Consider the following 18,784-nt stretch of genomic DNA (forward strand, 5'->3'; position numbering starts at 1 on the left):
CATATCATGAAAAATATAAGGCTATTTTGGCATAAAAGAGAAGGTGCAGGTAATTTTGGTGATGAATTAAGCCCATGGATTATTGAAAAATTATCAAATCAAAAAGTGAAATATGTTCCGTTGCTAGAATTAGGTAATAGTAAAACATATGCAACAAAAGTCATTGTTAAGAAAGTATTTTCATTTAAATATAATTTTAAAGAAATTAGTGATTTCCCAGAATGGTTAGATATTTTTAATTTCGAAGTACTAATTTCAATTGGAAGTATTATCGCCTGGCACAGGTATTCCAATGTAATAGTATGGGGGGCTGGTATTTTATCTGAAAATGATACCCCACAAATTTTAAATAATTTTCGTGCAGTAAGAGGGTATAAAACCTCAAATAGATTGAATGAATTGGGTGCAAGTGCTCCAAAAGTAGTTGGAGACCCAGCTTTGTTATTAAGTTTGATTTATCAACCCAAAAGTTTGCATAAATATAAAATTGGTATTATCCCACATCTTTTTCACTATCAATCATTAACAAACATTTCGCTTTCTGAAGAAGTTGTGGTAATAGACTTAACACAAGATCTTGAAACTGTTATAGACTTAATCAATAGTTGTGAGAAAATTATTTCCACTTCATTACATGGAGTTATCGTTGCACATTCATATGGAATTCCAGCATTGTGGGTGAAATTTTCTTTTATAGATAAAAAATTAAATGGTGATGGTGTGAAGTTTCAGGATTATTTTTCTTCAGTTAATATCTCATTATATAAAGAGATATTTATTAACAAGTATGATGTTAATTTCATAGAACAGCTTTTTTTAGATTATCAAGATTATTCTATTCCTAAAAAAGAAATTGTTGAGAACATTCAACAAAATTTATTGAAAAGTGCACCTTTTCCTTTGAAGTATAATTTTGAAAAATGATTTTAAGAAAAAATATAAGTGATATTCGAAATATATTTATATTTCAATATTGGAAATTTAGAACTAGGAATTTAAGAAAAGATTTTCCTAGTATAGAAGTTTTGAGTATACTAGCAACTATTGATGTTATTATTAAACAAAAAAAATCAGTTTCACGATTTGGTGACGGTGAATTGATACTTTTGATGAATAAAAGGGATATTGTTTTTCAGGCATCTTCGATTGAACTTGCTAAGAGATTAAATGAAGTTATTAATTCTGATTTTGAATCACATATGGTTTGTCTTACTTCTGCTCTCGTCTCTCAAAAAGGGTTTAAATTAGAATCAAAATATCATTGGATAGATTTTCTTAATAAGTATAGTAATGATTTGTCAAAAAATCTTTTAAGAAAGAATTTAATATTTGGTAATGCGTTGATTTCTAGGTTTTATCATCATAAGGTTGATAAATCAGAAGTGCCAACTATAGTAAAAAAGTTGCAAGAAATATGGAGGAATCAAGATGTTTTATTTATTGAGGGTGAATATTCTCGTTTAGGGGTAGGTAATGATTTATTTGCGAATGCAAAAAGTATTCAACGTATTATATGTCCTTCTGAAAACGCATATGATTGTTATGATGTAATACTAAATGAAGTTTGTAAGCATTCTAAGAGTTTTTTGATTATTTGTGCTTTGGGTCCTGCAGCTACAATTTTAACATATGATTTAGCAAAAAGAGGGTATTGGGCATTAGACTTAGGACATATAGACATTGAGTATAGTTGGTATAAAAATAATGCTCTTACTAGAGAAATTGTTCAAGGGAAAAAAGGAGGAGAGCAAAAAAATGAAAATAATTTAGATATACCAGAGCAATATAAGAAAGTGTATTATGATTCAATTATCGGAACAATATCATTATGAAACTTAGCATAATTATTCCGGTTTATAATACTGAATCGTATTTAAAACGATGTTTGGATAGTGTTTTTGCTCAGGATTTATCTGTAAATGATTATGAAGTAATTGTGATTAATGATGGTTCTACAGATAATTCATTAGAAATACTAAAAGATTATGAACAAAAATATAAGAATTTAGTTTTAGTATTGCAGGATAATCAAGGGGTATCTGTGGCTAGAAATAAAGGTTTAGATATTGTCAAAGGAATTTATATCACTTTTATAGATTCTGACGATTGTATTTCTGAAAATACATTAAGAGCCATTGTTGAGAAGGCGGACAAAGAAAATTTAGACATTCTTTATCTTGGAATGCGTGCTGTTTCTGAAAATGGAGATGTTTTAGCAGGGAATTTTTATGCAGGTAGAGATAATATTATTGAAGGTGGATTTCAACATCCACGGAGGACATTTCCTCCCACGTTTTACAAAAAACAATTAATTGAAGAGATTCGTTTTTCGTCTAATATCATCATAGGAGAAGACACTGTTTTTAATGCTATGGTTCAAGCTAAAGCAAAACGCTGTAGCTATTTTTCTTTACCTTATTATAATTATACTTTGCGCTCAGATTCGGCTACCAAGCAAGGGGCTACTGAAAAAGCTTATCAGGGATTTTTAAATGCAATTTCTATCTTGATAAATTACAAAAATGAAAATTTTTCAAACAGTAATGATGAAGAAAACAACTATTTTGAGACAGTAATTTCAATTTTTATTACAAGAATACTAGAATTAAACATTCTACCTGTTCATAATAAAAAGCGCTTCAAAGAACTTAAAAGCCTTTTAACGGAACTTGAATCAAATTATTTGTTTCAAAAATTATCTGATAAATTTCCTTTTTTGAATTCTAATAGTTTTGTTTTTTTTGGATTTCAGAATGTTATGAAAATGAAGCAGTTTTGTTATTTAATTGCTTATCACATCAAGAAAAAGGTACTCAATTATAATTCATGAATAAACTTTCTATAATTATCCCTGTTTACAATGCAGCTCCTTATTTAAATGAATGTCTTAATTCGGTATTAAATAATTCAGCTGTAGATATTGAAGTTATATGTGTCAATGATGGGAGTATAGATGGTTCTTTACAAATATTAAATGTCTTTGCACAGCAAAATGAATGTGTTAAAGTAATAAATCAATCTAATCAAGGTGTTTCTGCTGCTCGTAATGCTGGTGTAGCTATTGCTCAGGGTGAATATGTCCTCTTTCTGGATGCTGATGATGAATTTCATTGGAACAATAATATCGGAATTCTTTTGGGTATGAGTAATTATGATTTTATTTATTATGACCATCAATATTATAATATTGAAAAAAATTCAAATGCTGTTTTTTCATCATATTTAAATTCTTTTAAAAGTAATGAAGAATTATTGAGACATTTTTTTGATTATAAGCGGTTTAAAATACGAATAGGTTCTTTTCTTGTAAAGAAAAGTATACTGTCAGATAGTAATATAAAATTTGATAAAAATTGTAAATACGGAGAAGATGTCGTTTTTATATATTATATTCTGCTATCAATTAAATCAATTTACCACATTCCATATCTAGGATTAACGGTTAGGATAAACCCTTCTTCAGCAATGTCAAAAAAACCAGATTTGCGAAGATTTGATGTTTTTAAGATTCGGAGGTTATTTCTATTTCAATTAGAGGATAGACTTAACGTGAGCCCTGGACTGATTTCTTATTTCAAAGATCATATTATGTTAGAAACTATTGTGGTGATTTTTGAATTGATGGCCAGACATAGGGTAAATCCTTTTAAGTTAAGAAAATACATGATAGAACATGGTATAATTACATATATAGATAATATCAATGATAGTACTTCGGAATACTACTTTAAAGTCAATGATATTAAAGAACATTTTTACTTAAGTTATGGAAAAGTAATATATGATAGTATTAAGTATAAAATAAAAGTATGGATGTTTAATAAAATTAAGAAATGATTTCCATTTTTACATCCACTTTTAATAGAGCGTACATCGTTCCAGTACTTTTTGATTCATTAAGAAGACAAAGTACTTTTAATTTTGAGTGGATAGTAGTGGATGATGGGTCTATTGATAATACAGAAAAACTTTTTAGTGAGTGGTTGCAAATTGATTTGCCTTTTCCATTAAAATATATAAAAGTATCTAATGGAGGAAAACACCGAGCTATAAATCTAGGTGTAGAAATGGCTAAAGGAGATTATTTTTTCATTGTAGATTCTGATGATTATTTAGCTTGTAATGCGGTAGAAACAATATGTCAAATGTTTGATTCTATAAAAAACGATTCTGATTTTTGCGGAGTCTCAGGTTTACATACAAGCCCGGAGGGGAATTTGTATGGAAGTACTTTTTCTGGTAAAGATTATGTTGATTGTTATTTTTATGATAGGAAAAAAAATAATATTTTGGGAGATATGGCAGAAGTTTATAAGACCAATATCCTGAAGAAATTTAAATTTCCAGAATTTCAAAATGAGAATTTTTTAATTGAAGGAGCTGTTTGGTACAAAATGGGATATCATTATAAAATACGATACTTTAATAAAGTAATTAAATTTGGGAATTATCTAGAAGATGGGCTAAGCAATACGCTGGGTAAAACCTATTTTAAATACCCTATTGGAGGGGCATACATCAATAAAATTCTTAAAAAATATGGAAATCTTACAATTTGGGAAAAGATTAAACTTGATTACGGTTATATATATGCATTCAAAGCATATTATTCTGTAAAAAATATCCGAAAATGGATGGGGATTTCAAAAATTAGATTTGAATTAATTCACTTTATTTATATTATTAAAAAAATATCATTTAAATGAAAATTTTAATGTTCTTTCACGGAGGTAGTGGAAACAAAGGCTGTGAAGCTATAGTAGTTACAGCAATACAAGTAATTAGACAGAAATATCCAAGTGCCTATTTGGCATTAGCCTCCTATAATCCGGATACTGATACTTCTATAATAGGATTGAACGAAATAATTTTTCATAACCAAAATAGAAAAGTTAAGGCTTTTTCTGCTTTGTTTTTTAAAAATTATTTCAATGTAAAACTCAATAAAAGTCAGTCAGTTTCCTATCAGTTAATGCATAAGGACATTATTGATCGCATTGATGATTTTGATGTTTTTCTATCTATAGGAGGTGATAATTATTGTTATGGTAACATTGCGGACTACTATGAATTGAATCGATTGATCAAATTGAAAGGGAAAAGATTGTTGTTGTGGGGAGCATCCATAGGGGAGGAGGATTTAAATCCTGAAAAAATACATGATTTGAAAAAATTTGATCAATTAGTTATCAGAGAATCTATTTCTGAATCGCAATTGAGAGCAGCAGGACTTACAAATACCAAATTAGTAGCAGATGGTGCTTTTTTATTAGATAAAGAAGTATTGCCATTTCCTCAGAACTGGCAGGAAGGAAATACCATTGGCTTTAATTACAGTCCGTTAGTAGAAAATAAAATACCGCAAAGCAGGGCTTCGGTTATAAAATTGTTACATCATATACTTTCGGAAACCAATTATACTATTGCTTTTACCCCTCATGTTATACAGCCAGGTAATGACGACCATGAATGTATGCAAAGACTCATTAATGATTTAGGTAGTATGGCAGACAATAGAGTTCTCTTGTTGCCAAACAATTTAACGGCATCCCAATATAAGGGTTATATTTCCCGTATGGAACTATTTATAGGTGCACGTACGCACGCCACCATTGCGGCTTATTCTACCGCTGTGCCTGTAATGGTTTTGGGCTATAGTATAAAATCTTTAGGCATAGCAACAGATTTATTTGGCTATCCCCGTTTGGTACTTGATAAATCAGAGTTGAGTAATGGTGATTTACTTATTCAAAAATTTGAAGAATTAAATAAAGATAAAGTAGCAATTAAAGAACATTTAGAAACAATAGTACCCAACATGAAATCATTAGCAATGTCTGCTAATCAATATTTGTAATTCCAAATGGGTTCAAAAAAAAAACTACTTTTTGTCATTCCGGGTTTAGGTGCTGGCGGAGCCGAAAAAAGTTTGGTGAATTTATTACATCAGATTGATTATGATAGGTTTGATGTGGATTTATTTTTATTTAAAAGCGAAGGCCTTTTTTTAAATTCCCTGCCTTTAGAAGTAAACCTTCTAAAACCTTCTAAAACCTTTGAAAAATTTGGTTTGGACTTATTCCATTCCTGTAATTACTTTCTAAGTAAGTTACAACTAAATTTGTTAGTTTCCCGAATAATGTTTTTTGTTACGAATCGTTTTATAAAAAATAAGGCAGTAGCCGAGCAAAAATCCTGGAAGTATTTTTCAAAAGCGATTGCTCCTTTGGAGAAAAAGTATAATGCAGCAATTGGCTTTTTGGAAAAATCTTCCATTTATTTTGTTGTTGATAAGGTAGATGCACAAAAAAAAATAGGATTTATACATAATGATTATAATCAATTGGGATTAGATAAAAGTTTTGATGATTTTTTTTTAACCCAATTAGATTCAATAGTTACTGTTTCTGAAAAATGTGCGGTTGTTTTAAAAGAAACTTTTGTTAAAAATCAGGATAAGGTTTCTGTTATATTCAATATTAGTTCTAAGCAATTTATAAAACAATTAGCAAATGATTTTAATCCAAAAGAAATTGCAACTAATTTTTTAAGCATTCTTTCAATTGGACGTTTAGACCATCAAAAAGGATTTGATATGGCTGTTGAAGCTAGTTTACTTTTAATAAGAAGGAATCCCAATATAAAATGGTACATCATAGGAGAAGGAGCAGAACGATTGGTTTTAGAGCAAAAAATAAAAGACTATGGTTTAGAAAATACGATTATACTTTTGGGACTAAAAGAAAATCCGTACCCTTATTTGAAAGCCTGTGACATTTATATACAACCTTCCCGTTATGAAGGAAAATCGATAGCGGTGGATGAAGCTAAGATTTTAGCCAAACCAATTGTGGTAACCAATTTCACCACTGCCAAAGATCAAATAGAATCCGGTGTTAATGGTTTGATTTGTGAAATGAACCCACAATCTTTGGCGAATGCTATTTTAACAGTTGTTGAAAATAAACAAATGGCAACAACTTTTTCTTCTAATTTAAGTCAGGAGCAATTAGGGACAGAAGAGGAAATTTATAAATTATATCAATTGATAAATAGTTAAGAACTACTTATATTTTATATGAAAATTAAGATTGCTTTTTACATTGAGTCGATGGTTGTGGGTGGGGCTGAAAAAGTGCTGATTGATTTGGTTAATAATTTGGACACCAGTTTATTTGATACAACAGTCATAGCCATTTTTAAAAAGAGTGTGTATAGTGATTATGAGTTTCAATTTGAACAAAGCTTTGCAAGTCATATTCACTATACTTGGTTGATTGATAATAGCAATTCTTTACAATATAAATTCTTTAACTTTTTATATAACAAACTACCAAAATCATGGATATATCATTTTTTTGCAAAAGAAAAATATGATATTGAAGTGGCTTTTTATGAAGGTATGCCAACAGACTTTGTTAGTTATTCCACTCAAAGAAGCAGAAAATTAGCTTGGTTACACACGCATCAGGAACGACTTTATAAAAACGTATCAGAGGAACAAAAACAAAAGCAATATAAAGCATATAAAAAGTTTGATACTGCTGTAGGAGTTTCTAAAGCTGTGAGCCAATCTTTTATCCATGTATTTAATGACTTAGTTCCCGTAACGATTTATAATCCCATTGATGAGAATAGTATCAAAACCAAAGCAAATTTGCCTGTAGATGTATCTCTCGCTCATTTCTTAAAAGATCATTATTGGGTTACAGTAGGGAGATTAATTCCAATAAAAGGATATGATCGATTGATTCGTGTATTGGGCAAACTGAAAGAGAAAGGTTGTGATTTTAAATTATTAATGATTGGTGCAGGATATAAAGAACAGGAATATTTAGATTTAATTAAAGCGAATAATTTAGAAACCAATATCACAATGTTGGGACATATAGATAATCCTTATCCGTTTATAAAAAATGCCAAAGCATTAGTGATGGCATCCATACAGGAGGGCTTGAGTACAGTAGTAATTGAATCTCTAATTCTTAAAACCCCCGTTTTAACAACAAACTGCAGTGGTATGGATGAGTTGCTAAAACATAATGAAACCGGTTGGATAACTGAAAATACGGAAGAAGGATTGTATGAAATGTTAAAATATATGATTCATAATCCTTGTTCTTTAAATAAATTTAAAAACAACTTAATTGAGGCAGTCAATGAGATGACACTATCCTCAAGAGTAAAAAAAATAGAAAGTTTTCTGATTGCTTTAAAACAGAAGAATTAAATAATTGTTCAAAACCGCTATACAAATAAATATATAAAAAGTTAATGAAAATTTCTGTAATTATACCATTATATAATGTTGAGCAATATCTTGTAAGATGTTTAGAATCAGTAATTAATCAAACATATAAGAATCTTGAAATATTGGTGATTGATGATGGATCAACAGATGATTCTCTTAAGCTAGCGCAATCATTTGAATTGAAGGATAATAGAATAAAAGTTATATCACAATTAAACGCTGGTGTTTCGGCTGCTCGAAATAAAGGTTTGGAATTAGCTACAGGGGATTATATTTCTTTTGTTGATTCAGATGATTATTTGCATTTAAAAATGTTTGAAGTGTTAATTAATAATATTGAAGATGCAGATTTAATTGTATGTGGTTATACAACTAAAGAGAATTCATCTACAAAGGATTGCTCTGTAATTAGCAAGAAAAACATTTTACTGGGAGAGCAATGTGTAGATTATCTGTTTCAGGTTCAGGATACTGATAGCTCTGTGAAAGCTTTAGTGATATGGAATAAACTGTATAAGAAAACTGTTTTTAATACTTTAAGGTATAACTTAGAATATAAAAGAGCACAAGATGAGGAAATTATTTTTAAAATATTACTAGAGTGTTCAAAAATGGTAGTAATTGAGGATAAACTATACCACTATTATCAACGCCCAGACAATCACATTAGATTATCTCAAACATTTGAAGAAAGAAATAATACTCATGTAAAAATTGTAGATATGTACAAAAATAGATTAGTATATGCTGCATCGAGAGGATATTACAGTCCAAATGTTCTAAAAACTATATTAGATTTACTTGTTGAGTATTATTTTTATTCTGCGAAAAGTTCTTGTAAGAAATTATTTTTAGAAAATTTTAATTTGTATTATTCATATTTATGGAGAAAAGAATTTAGTTGTAGAATACCATTCAAAGCAAAACTGCGATACACCTTGTTCCACATTTCACCAATTATTTATAAAAAAATACTTTTAAACTAGATGTTGGTCACCGTATTTACTCCTACATACAATCGGGCACATTTATTACAACGCCTTTATGAAAGTTTGTTAGAACAAAAGGATTCTGATTTTGAATGGCTGCTTGTAGATGACGGCAGTACCGACAATACAGGTGAAGTTGTCGAAAAGTTTCAGAAAGAAGGAAAACTTAAGATTCATTATTATTATAAAACAAACGGAGGCAAACATACTGCTATTAATTATGGAGTTCAAAAAGCTAAGGGCGATTTGTTTTTTATAATAGATTCGGATGATTTTTTAGCTGAAAATGCCATTGAATTAAAAAAAAAAGCATGGCAAAAAATTAAGGATAACAATAAGATAGCGGGTATTATAGGTTTGTCTCAGTTTACAAACGGAGACATTGTAGGAGATACATTTCTAAAAGACAATTGGCAAATTCAGTTTGTGGATTACTATTTAAAATATAAATTGCGAGGAGATAAATCGGTAGCTTTTAAAACCGAAATCATGAAACAATATCCTTTTCCTGAAAAAGAAGGGGTTAAGTTGGTTTTTGAAGCGGTGGTTTGGCATGAAATGGCAAAAAAACATGAGGTATTGTGTTTGAATGAAGTGATTCAAATGAAAGAATATCTTGAAAATGGATTAACGGACAGTTCGTATAAATTATGGTATGTTCAATCGATGGCATTTTCATTCTTTCAGCTAATTAAAAATAATACTTACTCGTTTTCAAAATATCCTTCAGCATTTGTCTGGAATTATATTCATTTGGCAATAAATTCCTTGCTGTCCGGAGAAAATTATTTTTGGGAACTTAAAGGATTAAACAAAAAAATAATGTATTTGTTGATGTATCCGAGGGCTTATTTTTCGTATTTAAAAATGAAAAAACTAATTATACCATAATATGCTGAAGAAAATATTTCGAAAAATTCATTATATCATAAAAGGAATCAGTTCGGAACAACTTAGCTTAGAAGCGAACTTAAATGCGGGTCTAAAAGTGGGTAAAAACTGTTCGGGATTAATAAATTGTACCATTGATTACGGACATTGCTGGTTGATAGAGATTGGAGATGATGTGATTTTTGCACCTCAGGTATATCTTTTGGCTCATGATACCAGTAGTAAAAGAAGTTTGGGATATACCAAGATCGCAAAAATTGAAATAGGAAATAAGTGTTTTATCGGGGCTAGGGTTTTAATTATGCCTGGGGTAACTATTGGTGATAATTCGATTATTGGTGCTGGCAGCGTAGTAGTAAAATCAATTCCGCCTAATGTTGTGGCAGCAGGTAATCCAGCCAAAGTAATTTGTTCGATTGAAGAATACGAAGCTAAATTAAAAAACAATTTTGAAAACGCTCCTCATTACGATTATAGTTACACCCTAGGTGGGGGAATAACAACAGCAATGAAGCAGCAAATGGCAAATGAATTAGAAAATCAGGAGGGATATGTATTATAGTGATTTCTTTGTTTGGATAATAGTAGGAATTGTTATCGTCGTTTTTTTAATCGATTGTATTCCGCAATTCAATACTTGGCAAAGCCGTATTCATATTGGTCGTTTCCTTTCTAAGGAAGCTTGGAAAGATAAACTGTTAGAAAAGTCTGGGAAATGGTTACATAAAACACCAACTATTAGAGTTACTGATAATAATCGATTGATTATTATTGATATTTTAAGAGGAAACTATAAAAGGAATGCTATCCAAAGTTGGCAGCAAGCAGCTCTTCTATTGGGTTTGAACGATTATGATTTACAAACAAAAGATGTAGAGCTAACAAAGCAAATAACGAATTTTGTTCATACAAAATTTGATGCCAATGGAAACTGGAAAACTAATCCTAAGGAAGTAGATGATGTCATATTGGCTTATGCTATTCTTAAAATAGAAAATTTAGATTTTAAAAAGTACAAACTGGCTTTTGACTTCAGTTACGATTTGATTGTAAAATTAAAAGGAGCTGACGGAACAATTGCCTACCGCAAACACAATCCAGATTATAGATATGTGGACACCATTGGTTTTATTTCTCCTTTTTTAGTTCGTTATGGTTTGCTTTTTAATAATGAAGATGCAGTGCAATTAGGCATTAATCAAATCAAGCAATTCAATCAATTTGGGATGTTGGAAGATCAGTTTATTCCATGCCATACTTATAATTTGAAAAACAAATTAGGGGTAGGTTTGTTTGGCTGGGGACGTGGTTTGGGTTGGTATGCCATTGGTTTGATTGACACTTGGCTTGAATTACCAGATAGTCATTATGAAAAAGAAAAATTAACTCAAAGTGTTATTAGCTTTGCTAATATGGCTATCCGTTTTCAAAATGAAAATGGCTGTTGGAATTGGTTAGTAACATCTAAGGAAGCTCGTGCCGATTCTTCTACAACAGCAACATTAGCCTGGTTTTTTGCCAATGTCTCCCAAATAGAATCAATAAGAGAAATTGGTTTAGAAGCAAAATCAAAGGCCTTAAAATATTTAATGTCGGTAACAAGACGGGATGGCGCAGTCGATTTTTCACAAGGAGATACTAAGGGGATTGGGGTACATTCACAGGAATTTGATATTTTGCCTTTTACGCAGGGTTTTGTATTAAGAACGCTGAATTTACAATAATCAATTTAGATATAAAATGACTTATATTTTATTTCTTTATAATCTTATAAGAGTTTCTTTTTTGAAATTATTATATAAAGGTTTTAATGCTTCATTATTACAACGGATTAGTCCTTCAGTGGAAATAAAAATACTGCAAACAGGAAAAATTTCGTTAGGGAAAAATGTATGTATTTCCAGAAACTCCAGTTTAGTGGCTACCAATTCCGGAAGTATAATCATAGGAGACAAAGTGTTTATGAATCAAAATTGTATGCTGAGTGCCAAATCCAAAATTACAATAGGAGATAATTGTAATTTTGGACCTAATGTGTGTGTGTTTGATAACGACCATCGCTATGATGTAATTAATGGAGTGAGTGCATCTGAATATGCCATTGGAGAAATAAGTATAGGTTCAGGAACTTGGATAGCCAGTAATGTGGTGATTTTACGAAATACTATTATTGGAAAAAATTGTGTGATAGGTGCAGGTTGTGTAATAAAAGGCAATGTACCTGATAATACTTTGGTGTTTATGGAAAGAAACCAAATTCAAAAGAGTATTCTGTAAATGCGTATTTTATACATTACCAATCAAATTTCGGGTGCCGGAGGATTAGAAAGAGTGCTGTCGGTCAAAGCTAGTTATTTGGCGGATATATTGAATTATGAAGTACATATTGTTACTTTGAATCAGGGGCATGATACTTTGTTTTTTGATTTTAGTAATAAAATAATACATCATGACATTGTGGTACAGGGAAATGTTTTACAATATATAAAACAGTATTCATTTGGTTTAAAAAAACTAATAAGAAGTATAAAACCCGAAATTATCTGTGTATGTGATGACGGATTAAAGGCTTTTTTTCTACCATTGCTATTAAGCAAACCCTGTCCGATGGTTTATGAACGTCATGTTTCTAAACAAATTGAAATTAAAAGTGATTCTGAAACTTTTTTGCAAAAAATAAAGACCAAAGTAACTTTTGGTATAATGGGGGTTTTAGCAAAATCATATGATAGGTTTGTTGTTTTAACTCAGGGGAATACCTTAGAATGGAACTTGAAGAATTTAGTTGTTATTCCAAATCCTCTTTCTTTTTATCCAGGCAGCATTTTAGAATCGAAGAATAAAACCGTCATTGCAGTTGGGAAACATACTTTTCAGAAAGGATATGATCGATTATTACAAAGTTGGAAAATAGTTTATCAAAAAAATCCTGATTGGGAATTAGCCATTTTTGGAACGATAGATGACAAACAAGGATTGACAACTTTAGCCAAACGATTGGGGATTGACAAAAGGGTTGCTTTTTTTTCTCCGGATAAAAATATAATAGAACAATACCAGCAGGCTTCAATTTTTGTGTTACCCTCTCGTTTTGAGGGGTTTGGAATGGTACTTATTGAAGCGATGGCCTGTGGGGTTCCCTGTGTTTCTTTTGATTGTCCTCATGGCCCCAAAGATATTATTAGTGACAATCAGGATGGTTTTTTGGTAAAAAATAATGATATACATAAATTTGCTTCTGCCATCAATCAATTGATTGAAGATGATTTCTTGCGCAAAGAAATGGGTATTAAAGCAAGAGAAAATGTAAAACGGTTTTTGCCTGAAACAGTAATGAAGCAATGGGAGGCATTATTTAAAGAATTGGTGTAATGAAAATTTTATATTGTACGAATCAACTTGCTACTCATGGAGGAATTGAACGAATGCTGTCGCAAAAAATTAATTTCTTATTGCAACAGCATAAAGATGAGGTTTTTTTAGCCACCTTTGAACAGTTGGGGATGCCTGACGTTTATCCTTTGGATAAAAAATTAACCCGATTTGATTTAGCGGTCAATTACCATAAAAATCGCAGTTATTTTCATCCGAAGAATTTATTTAAAATTCTAAAACACTATTTTAGATTACGCAGATTGATTAAAAAAATTCAACCGGATATTATTGTTTCCATAAGTTATACGCCGGAACAGTTTTTTTTACCTTATATACAAAAACAGATTCCTAAAATTAAAGAATTACATTCCTCAGGGGTAGTGGTTGGAATTTCCGAAAGAAAAGAGGAAAAATCCATAAAAGATAATTTAACAAATGTTTTTAAACGTTACGATGCCTTAGTGGTATTAAATAAAGATGAAGTTTCCTATTTTGAGGGGTGTAAAACGGTTGTTATTCCAAATTTTACTGATTTTAAAGTTGATTACACTCAGAACATCAAAAGAGATAAAACAGTAATTGCAGCAGGAAGAATAGCTCCTGTAAAACAATTTCAGGAATTAGTTCACATTTGGAAACTAGTTCATGAAAAATTTCCAGATTGGAAATTCAAATTATTTGGTGACGGAGACCCCAAATTACTGGGAGAACTTCAGCAATTGATTCAAAGTTTTAATTTAGAATCCAGTTTTTTAATACTACCAGCTACTACTGATTTACAACAGGAATTAGAAAAAGCATCCATTTACGCCATGACTTCAGCAACCGAATGTTTTCCAATGGTTTTATTGGAAGCGCAGGCTTCTGGTTTGCCAATTGTTTCTTATGATTGTCCTTTTGGTCCGCGAAATATTATTACTAATGAGTTTGATGGTTACTTGACGCCTCAAAATAGCAGGGAAGATTTTGCTAAAAGTCTTTCTAAACTCATGCTTGATGAAAGTAAAAGAAATTATTTAGGGGAAAATGCCAGACAAAGTGTTATCCGTTTTTCAAAAGAATATATGATGGCACAATGGAATAATTTGTTTACTCAGTTAAAAATAGAAAATTGAATACTCTAGTTCCAATAGAAATTTATACAGTTGCCTATTATTATATTTTATTGATAATAGTACTAATTACTTTTTTCAGATCGAATAGTGTCGCTATAAATGCTACTAAAAATTTAGGTTCTATTAAAACACAGGCAGGACTATTATTATTGTTTGTTGTTTTGCACATGGGATTACGGCCAATCAATTGGAGATTTGGTGACATGGTCGTGTATAATTATTCATACGAAAAATATCAGGGAGGAATGCCTTTTATACCGTCAAACGATATTGTTTTTGAGTATTTTATGTACAATTGTGCTCAAATAATGAGCGCTTCCTCATTTTTTTTAGTTTGTACTTTATTGTATGTTTTGCCTCTTTGGGCAGCCTGTAAGAAATGGTTTCAATCATATAATTATTATGCTTTTCTGGCACTGGTGGCTTCTTTTTCTTTTTGGGCGTTTGGTACCAATGGAATTCGAAATGGTATTGCGACCTCTATTTTCTTGTATGCTTTATCGAGGGATAAAATCGTATTTAAAGTGCTGTTTGTACTCATTGCTGTAGGTTTTCATAAGTCGTTGGTTGTCCCTACAGCCGCTTTAATTTTGACTTATTTTTATGCTGATCCAAAGAAATATTTCTATGGCTGGCTGGCTTGTATTCCTTTATCCTTAATAGCCGGAGGCTTTTGGGAAGGGCTTTTTGCTGGTTTGATGGAGGATAATAGGGCGAGTTATTTAACAGGAACCAATGAACAGGGTGAGTTTTCCAGTACGGGTTTTCGTTGGGATTTTTTGCTGTATTCGGCTTCAGCAGTCTACGCAGCCTATTTCTTTATTTTTAAAAAGAAATTTCAAGATCCTGTTTACAATCGTTTGGTGTGTGTGTATCTGGCCGCCAATGGATTCTGGGTTTTAGTCATTCGGGCTAATTTTTCCAATCGTTTTGCTTATTTATCCTGGTTTATGATGGGAGTTGTGATTGTATATCCTTTTTTGACAAAGATTCAGCTTAAAAATCAGCATAGAGTATTGGCTACTGTTTTGTTGGCTTATTTCGCTTTTACTTATCTGATGAATGTAATTTTAATGCCTACTGCCTAGTTTACATGTTTAGCAATTCCTTAATTAGTGTTATTATTCCGGTTTATAATGTATCAGCTTATTTGCGGCAATGTTTAGATTCTGTGGTGAATCAAAGCTATTCTCATTTAGAAATTATTGTAGTAAATGATGGATCTACTGATAATAGTCTGATGATTTGCGAAGAATACCAATTAAAAGATTCCAGAATTCAATTAATTAATCAGCAAAATAAAGGACTTTCTGGAGCAAGGAACACTGGGATTGATGCTGCAACCGGCAATTATATTCTTTTTATAGATAGTGATGACTGGATTGATTTAGATACATGTCAACTGTTAATTGATAATGTGGAACAGACGAATGCAGATGTGGTTTTGTTTTCTTATGTTAAAGAATTTTCGAATCATAATGAAGAAAAATTTATTTTAGAAGGGGATTTAACTTTTAATGAAAATGAATCAAGAAAAGTTCACAGGAGAATTATCGGTTTGTATGAAGAAGAATTAGTGCATCCAGAAAATGCCGATACTATCGTAACGGCTTGGGGAAAGTTATATAAAACGGAAATCATAAAAAACAACAAAATATATTTTACTGATTGTAAATCGATTGGAACAGAAGATATGTTGTTTAATGCCTATTTTTTTAAATATGTACAGTCAATTTCTAATTTACACCGTTGTTTGTATCATTACAGAAAAAGCAATCAAAGTTCACTAACTTCTGTTCATAAACCCAATTTGTTTCACCAATGGCACACATTGTATGCGATGGTAGGTGCATTTTTAGAAAAAGAGCAATTGGGTTTTCAATTTCAGCGAGCTTTAAAAAATAGAATTTCATTGGGCATTATTGGGTTGGGACTAAATGAACTCTATGCTAATGAATCTTTATACACTAAGTACGTCCGTCTAAAAAGGATACTTACTGATAAACGATATACAGAAGCTGTAAAAGAGTTGCCGTTAAATTATTTTCCCATCCATTGGAAACTGTTTTTCTTTTTTGCAAAAAATAGCATGGCATTGCCATTACTGTTTATGTTAATGGTAATCAAAAGAATCATCAATAAATAATTCATGCAGCAACCCATACGCATTTTACAACTTTTTACCATCCTCAATCGAGGTGGTGCCGAAACCAATGTGATGAATTATTATCGAAAATTGGATAAATCGAAATTCCAATTTGATTTTGCAGTACATCGGGAAGAAAAAGGAGCTTATGAAGACGAAATACATTCTTTAGGAGGGAAAATATTTCGTTTTTCTAATGTTCATCCGTTGAAACTAGAAAATTACAAACAGCAGATTGTTCAGTTTTTTGACGAAAATCACTATTCCATTATTCACGGACAATGTTCAGAATTGGGTTATTTTTTTTATAAAGAAGCTTACAGACGTGGTGTTCCGGTAATCATTGCTCATGGACATAATTCAAAATCGAAGGTTGATTTAAAGTTTCCTTTTCGATGGTTTTGGAAAAAAAGAATGATGCGTTATGTCAATACTTATTTTAGTTGTGGGGATGAAGCGAGTTTATGGCTTTTTGGTAAAGAAAAGGCTAAAGAAGCCTTTACCATGACTAATGCTATTGATTCCGAATTGTTTGCTTATAAAGTTCAACCTGTCCAACAAATAAAAAAGGAATTAAATGCATTGGAGTCCATCAATTACATTCATGTTGGACGCTTTAATATTCAAAAAAATCACGAATTTCTAGTCGAAGTATTTGCTTTGCTTTTACAAAAAAATCAAAACCAAAAGTTGTTTTTAGTAGGAGAAGGCGAATTGAAATTCAAAATTCAGGAGCAGGTGAGTGCATTGGGAATCGAAGAAAAAGTGATTTTCTTAGGTTCCCGTAATGATGTCAATAAATTACTTCAAGCTATGGATGTATTTCTTTTTCCTTCTTTATTTGAAGGTTTACCGGTCTCTTTAGTAGAAGCTCAGGCAGCCGGAGTGCACTGCGTTATTTCGGATGGAATACCTCAAGAAGCCATTTTAATTCCTGAAAATGTAAGTGTGATATCATTGAAAGAATCGGCAATTCAATGGGCAGAAAAAATTAATAATTTGAAAGTTTCTCCTAAAAACGATGTTTCGCCAGCTATTAAAGCGAAAGGTTACGACATTGATGCCAATGTTAGGATTTTAGAAGCAAAATATACCGAATTGTTGCAAAGAAAATAATGAAAACCTTAACTGTTTTTACTCCGGCTTATAATAGAGCGCATTTATTACCAAGACTGTATCATAGTTTGTGTCAACAAACTTCAGATGATTTTGAATGGTTGATTGTAGATGATGGTTCCTCAGATAATACGAAAGAATTAGTTACCAACTGGATTCAGGAAAATAGAATTTCTATTTGTTATATTGAGCAGGAAAATCAGGGAATGCACGGAGCGCATAATACTGCTTATAGAAATATCAGTACCGAATTGAATACTTGTATCGATTCAGATGATTACATGCCTAATAATGCTATAGAACTGATTTTAAATAAATGGGATGAGGTTGATCAGCAAAAATATTCTGGAATTATTGGTTTAGATGCTGTTGAGTCGGGTGAGATACTCGGAACGATTTTTACTACAGAAACAACTACACTGGAAGAATTCTATTTAAATGGAGGGAGTGGAGATAAAAAACTGGTTTATAGAACAGATATTGTAAAAAATTATCCAGATTACCCTCTTTTTGAAGGAGAAAAATACGTGGGTTTAGGTACAAAATATTTAATGATTGATAAAGAATACCAATTGGTAACACTCAATGAAGTCTTAGTGATTGTTGAATATCAGCCAGATGGTTCTTCTAATACGATGTTCCAGCAATATCTAAAATACCCTAAGGGGTTTATTTACAACCGTATTGTTTCTATGCAATATTCGAAATCGCTAAAGCGAAAATTCATTGAAGCGATTCATTATATTTCAAGTTGTATTATTCTTAGAAAAAAAGATTTTTTAAAAGATACTCCCGAAAAAGGATTAACGTTATTAGCCATTCCTTTTGGGATGATGCTTTATTTATTGATTCAATATAAAGTAAGAGTTAAATAGTTTTGAAAAAACTCATTCGCACCTCT

General features: G+C 31.1%; 19 protein-coding genes. All 19 read left to right on the plus strand.

What is annotated here, in order from left to right; all coding sequences use genetic code 11:
- Nucleotides 1-6: 6 nt before the first annotated feature.
- The 19 genes from AC4FRF_RS07975 (at nt 7) to AC4FRF_RS08065 (ending at nt 18,758) form a co-directional block, all read left to right on the plus strand.
- Nucleotides 7-924, plus strand: coding sequence for a polysaccharide pyruvyl transferase family protein (locus AC4FRF_RS07975; RefSeq protein ID WP_491158954.1), 918 nt, complete (start codon nt 7-9; stop codon nt 922-924).
- Nucleotides 921-1,832 (plus strand): GT-D fold domain-containing glycosyltransferase, encoded by a 912-nt coding sequence (locus AC4FRF_RS07980; protein WP_491158955.1) that lies wholly within the window; start codon nt 921-923, stop codon nt 1,830-1,832. The genes AC4FRF_RS07975 and AC4FRF_RS07980 overlap by 4 nt, the downstream gene beginning before the upstream one ends.
- Complete coding sequence (locus AC4FRF_RS07985; protein WP_491158956.1) at nt 1,829-2,830, plus strand: glycosyltransferase family 2 protein; 1,002 nt, start codon at nt 1,829-1,831, stop codon at nt 2,828-2,830. The genes AC4FRF_RS07980 and AC4FRF_RS07985 overlap by 4 nt, the downstream gene beginning before the upstream one ends.
- Nucleotides 2,827-3,837: a glycosyltransferase family 2 protein gene (locus tag AC4FRF_RS07990; RefSeq protein ID WP_491158957.1), complete on the plus strand. Its 1,011-nt coding sequence runs from the start codon at nt 2,827-2,829 to the stop codon at nt 3,835-3,837. Before AC4FRF_RS07985 ends, AC4FRF_RS07990 begins: the two co-directional genes overlap by 4 nt.
- Nucleotides 3,834-4,706 (plus strand): glycosyltransferase family 2 protein, encoded by an 873-nt coding sequence (locus AC4FRF_RS07995; RefSeq protein WP_491158958.1) that lies wholly within the window; start codon nt 3,834-3,836, stop codon nt 4,704-4,706. The genes AC4FRF_RS07990 and AC4FRF_RS07995 overlap by 4 nt, the downstream gene beginning before the upstream one ends.
- The gene (locus tag AC4FRF_RS08000; RefSeq protein WP_491158959.1) at nt 4,703-5,857 is read left to right on the plus strand and encodes a polysaccharide pyruvyl transferase family protein; all 1,155 of its coding nucleotides are present in this window, start codon (nt 4,703-4,705) and stop codon (nt 5,855-5,857) included. The genes AC4FRF_RS07995 and AC4FRF_RS08000 overlap by 4 nt, the downstream gene beginning before the upstream one ends.
- 6 nt (nt 5,858-5,863) lie before the next feature.
- Nucleotides 5,864-7,060: a glycosyltransferase gene (locus AC4FRF_RS08005; protein ID WP_491158960.1), complete on the plus strand. Its 1,197-nt coding sequence runs from the start codon at nt 5,864-5,866 to the stop codon at nt 7,058-7,060.
- An 18-nt stretch (nt 7,061-7,078) separates the two neighbouring features.
- Nucleotides 7,079-8,230 carry a glycosyltransferase gene (locus AC4FRF_RS08010; protein WP_491158961.1) on the plus strand — a complete coding sequence of 384 codons (1,152 nt, stop codon included), beginning with the start codon at nt 7,079-7,081 and terminating at the stop codon, nt 8,228-8,230.
- Between the two features lie 44 nt (nt 8,231-8,274).
- Complete coding sequence (locus AC4FRF_RS08015) at nt 8,275-9,237, plus strand: glycosyltransferase family 2 protein (RefSeq protein ID WP_491158962.1); 963 nt, start codon at nt 8,275-8,277, stop codon at nt 9,235-9,237.
- Nucleotides 9,238-10,131 (plus strand): glycosyltransferase family 2 protein, encoded by an 894-nt coding sequence (locus AC4FRF_RS08020; protein WP_491158963.1) that lies wholly within the window; start codon nt 9,238-9,240, stop codon nt 10,129-10,131.
- A 1-nt stretch (nt 10,132) separates the two neighbouring features.
- Entirely contained in the window at nt 10,133-10,693 is a 561-nt protein-coding gene (locus AC4FRF_RS08025) for an acyltransferase (protein WP_491158964.1), read from the plus strand.
- Entirely contained in the window at nt 10,683-11,855 is a 1,173-nt protein-coding gene (locus AC4FRF_RS08030; protein ID WP_491158965.1) for a glycoside hydrolase family 88 protein, read from the plus strand. The genes AC4FRF_RS08025 and AC4FRF_RS08030 overlap by 11 nt, the downstream gene beginning before the upstream one ends.
- Nucleotides 11,856-11,916: 61 nt before the next feature.
- Nucleotides 11,917-12,408, plus strand: coding sequence for an acyltransferase (locus AC4FRF_RS08035; protein WP_491158966.1), 492 nt, complete (start codon nt 11,917-11,919; stop codon nt 12,406-12,408).
- Entirely contained in the window at nt 12,409-13,503 is a 1,095-nt protein-coding gene (locus AC4FRF_RS08040; protein WP_491158967.1) for a glycosyltransferase family 4 protein, read from the plus strand.
- A complete protein-coding gene (locus AC4FRF_RS08045) occupies nt 13,503-14,621 on the plus strand; it encodes a glycosyltransferase family 4 protein (protein ID WP_491158968.1) in 1,119 nt (372 codons plus the stop codon). The genes AC4FRF_RS08040 and AC4FRF_RS08045 overlap by 1 nt, the downstream gene beginning before the upstream one ends.
- Complete coding sequence (locus AC4FRF_RS08050; RefSeq protein WP_491158969.1) at nt 14,618-15,709, plus strand: EpsG family protein; 1,092 nt, start codon at nt 14,618-14,620, stop codon at nt 15,707-15,709. The genes AC4FRF_RS08045 and AC4FRF_RS08050 overlap by 4 nt, the downstream gene beginning before the upstream one ends.
- Nucleotides 15,710-15,714: 5 nt before the next feature.
- Nucleotides 15,715-16,767 (plus strand): glycosyltransferase family 2 protein, encoded by a 1,053-nt coding sequence (locus AC4FRF_RS08055; RefSeq protein WP_491158970.1) that lies wholly within the window; start codon nt 15,715-15,717, stop codon nt 16,765-16,767.
- A 3-nt stretch (nt 16,768-16,770) separates the two neighbouring features.
- Nucleotides 16,771-17,883, plus strand: coding sequence for a glycosyltransferase family 1 protein (locus AC4FRF_RS08060; RefSeq protein WP_491158971.1), 1,113 nt, complete (start codon nt 16,771-16,773; stop codon nt 17,881-17,883).
- A complete protein-coding gene (locus tag AC4FRF_RS08065; protein ID WP_491158972.1) occupies nt 17,883-18,758 on the plus strand; it encodes a glycosyltransferase family 2 protein in 876 nt (291 codons plus the stop codon). The genes AC4FRF_RS08060 and AC4FRF_RS08065 overlap by 1 nt, the downstream gene beginning before the upstream one ends.
- Nucleotides 18,759-18,784: the final 26 nt, after the last annotated feature.

The sequence above is a fragment of the Flavobacterium sp. ST-158 genome (genome assembly GCF_058309975.1).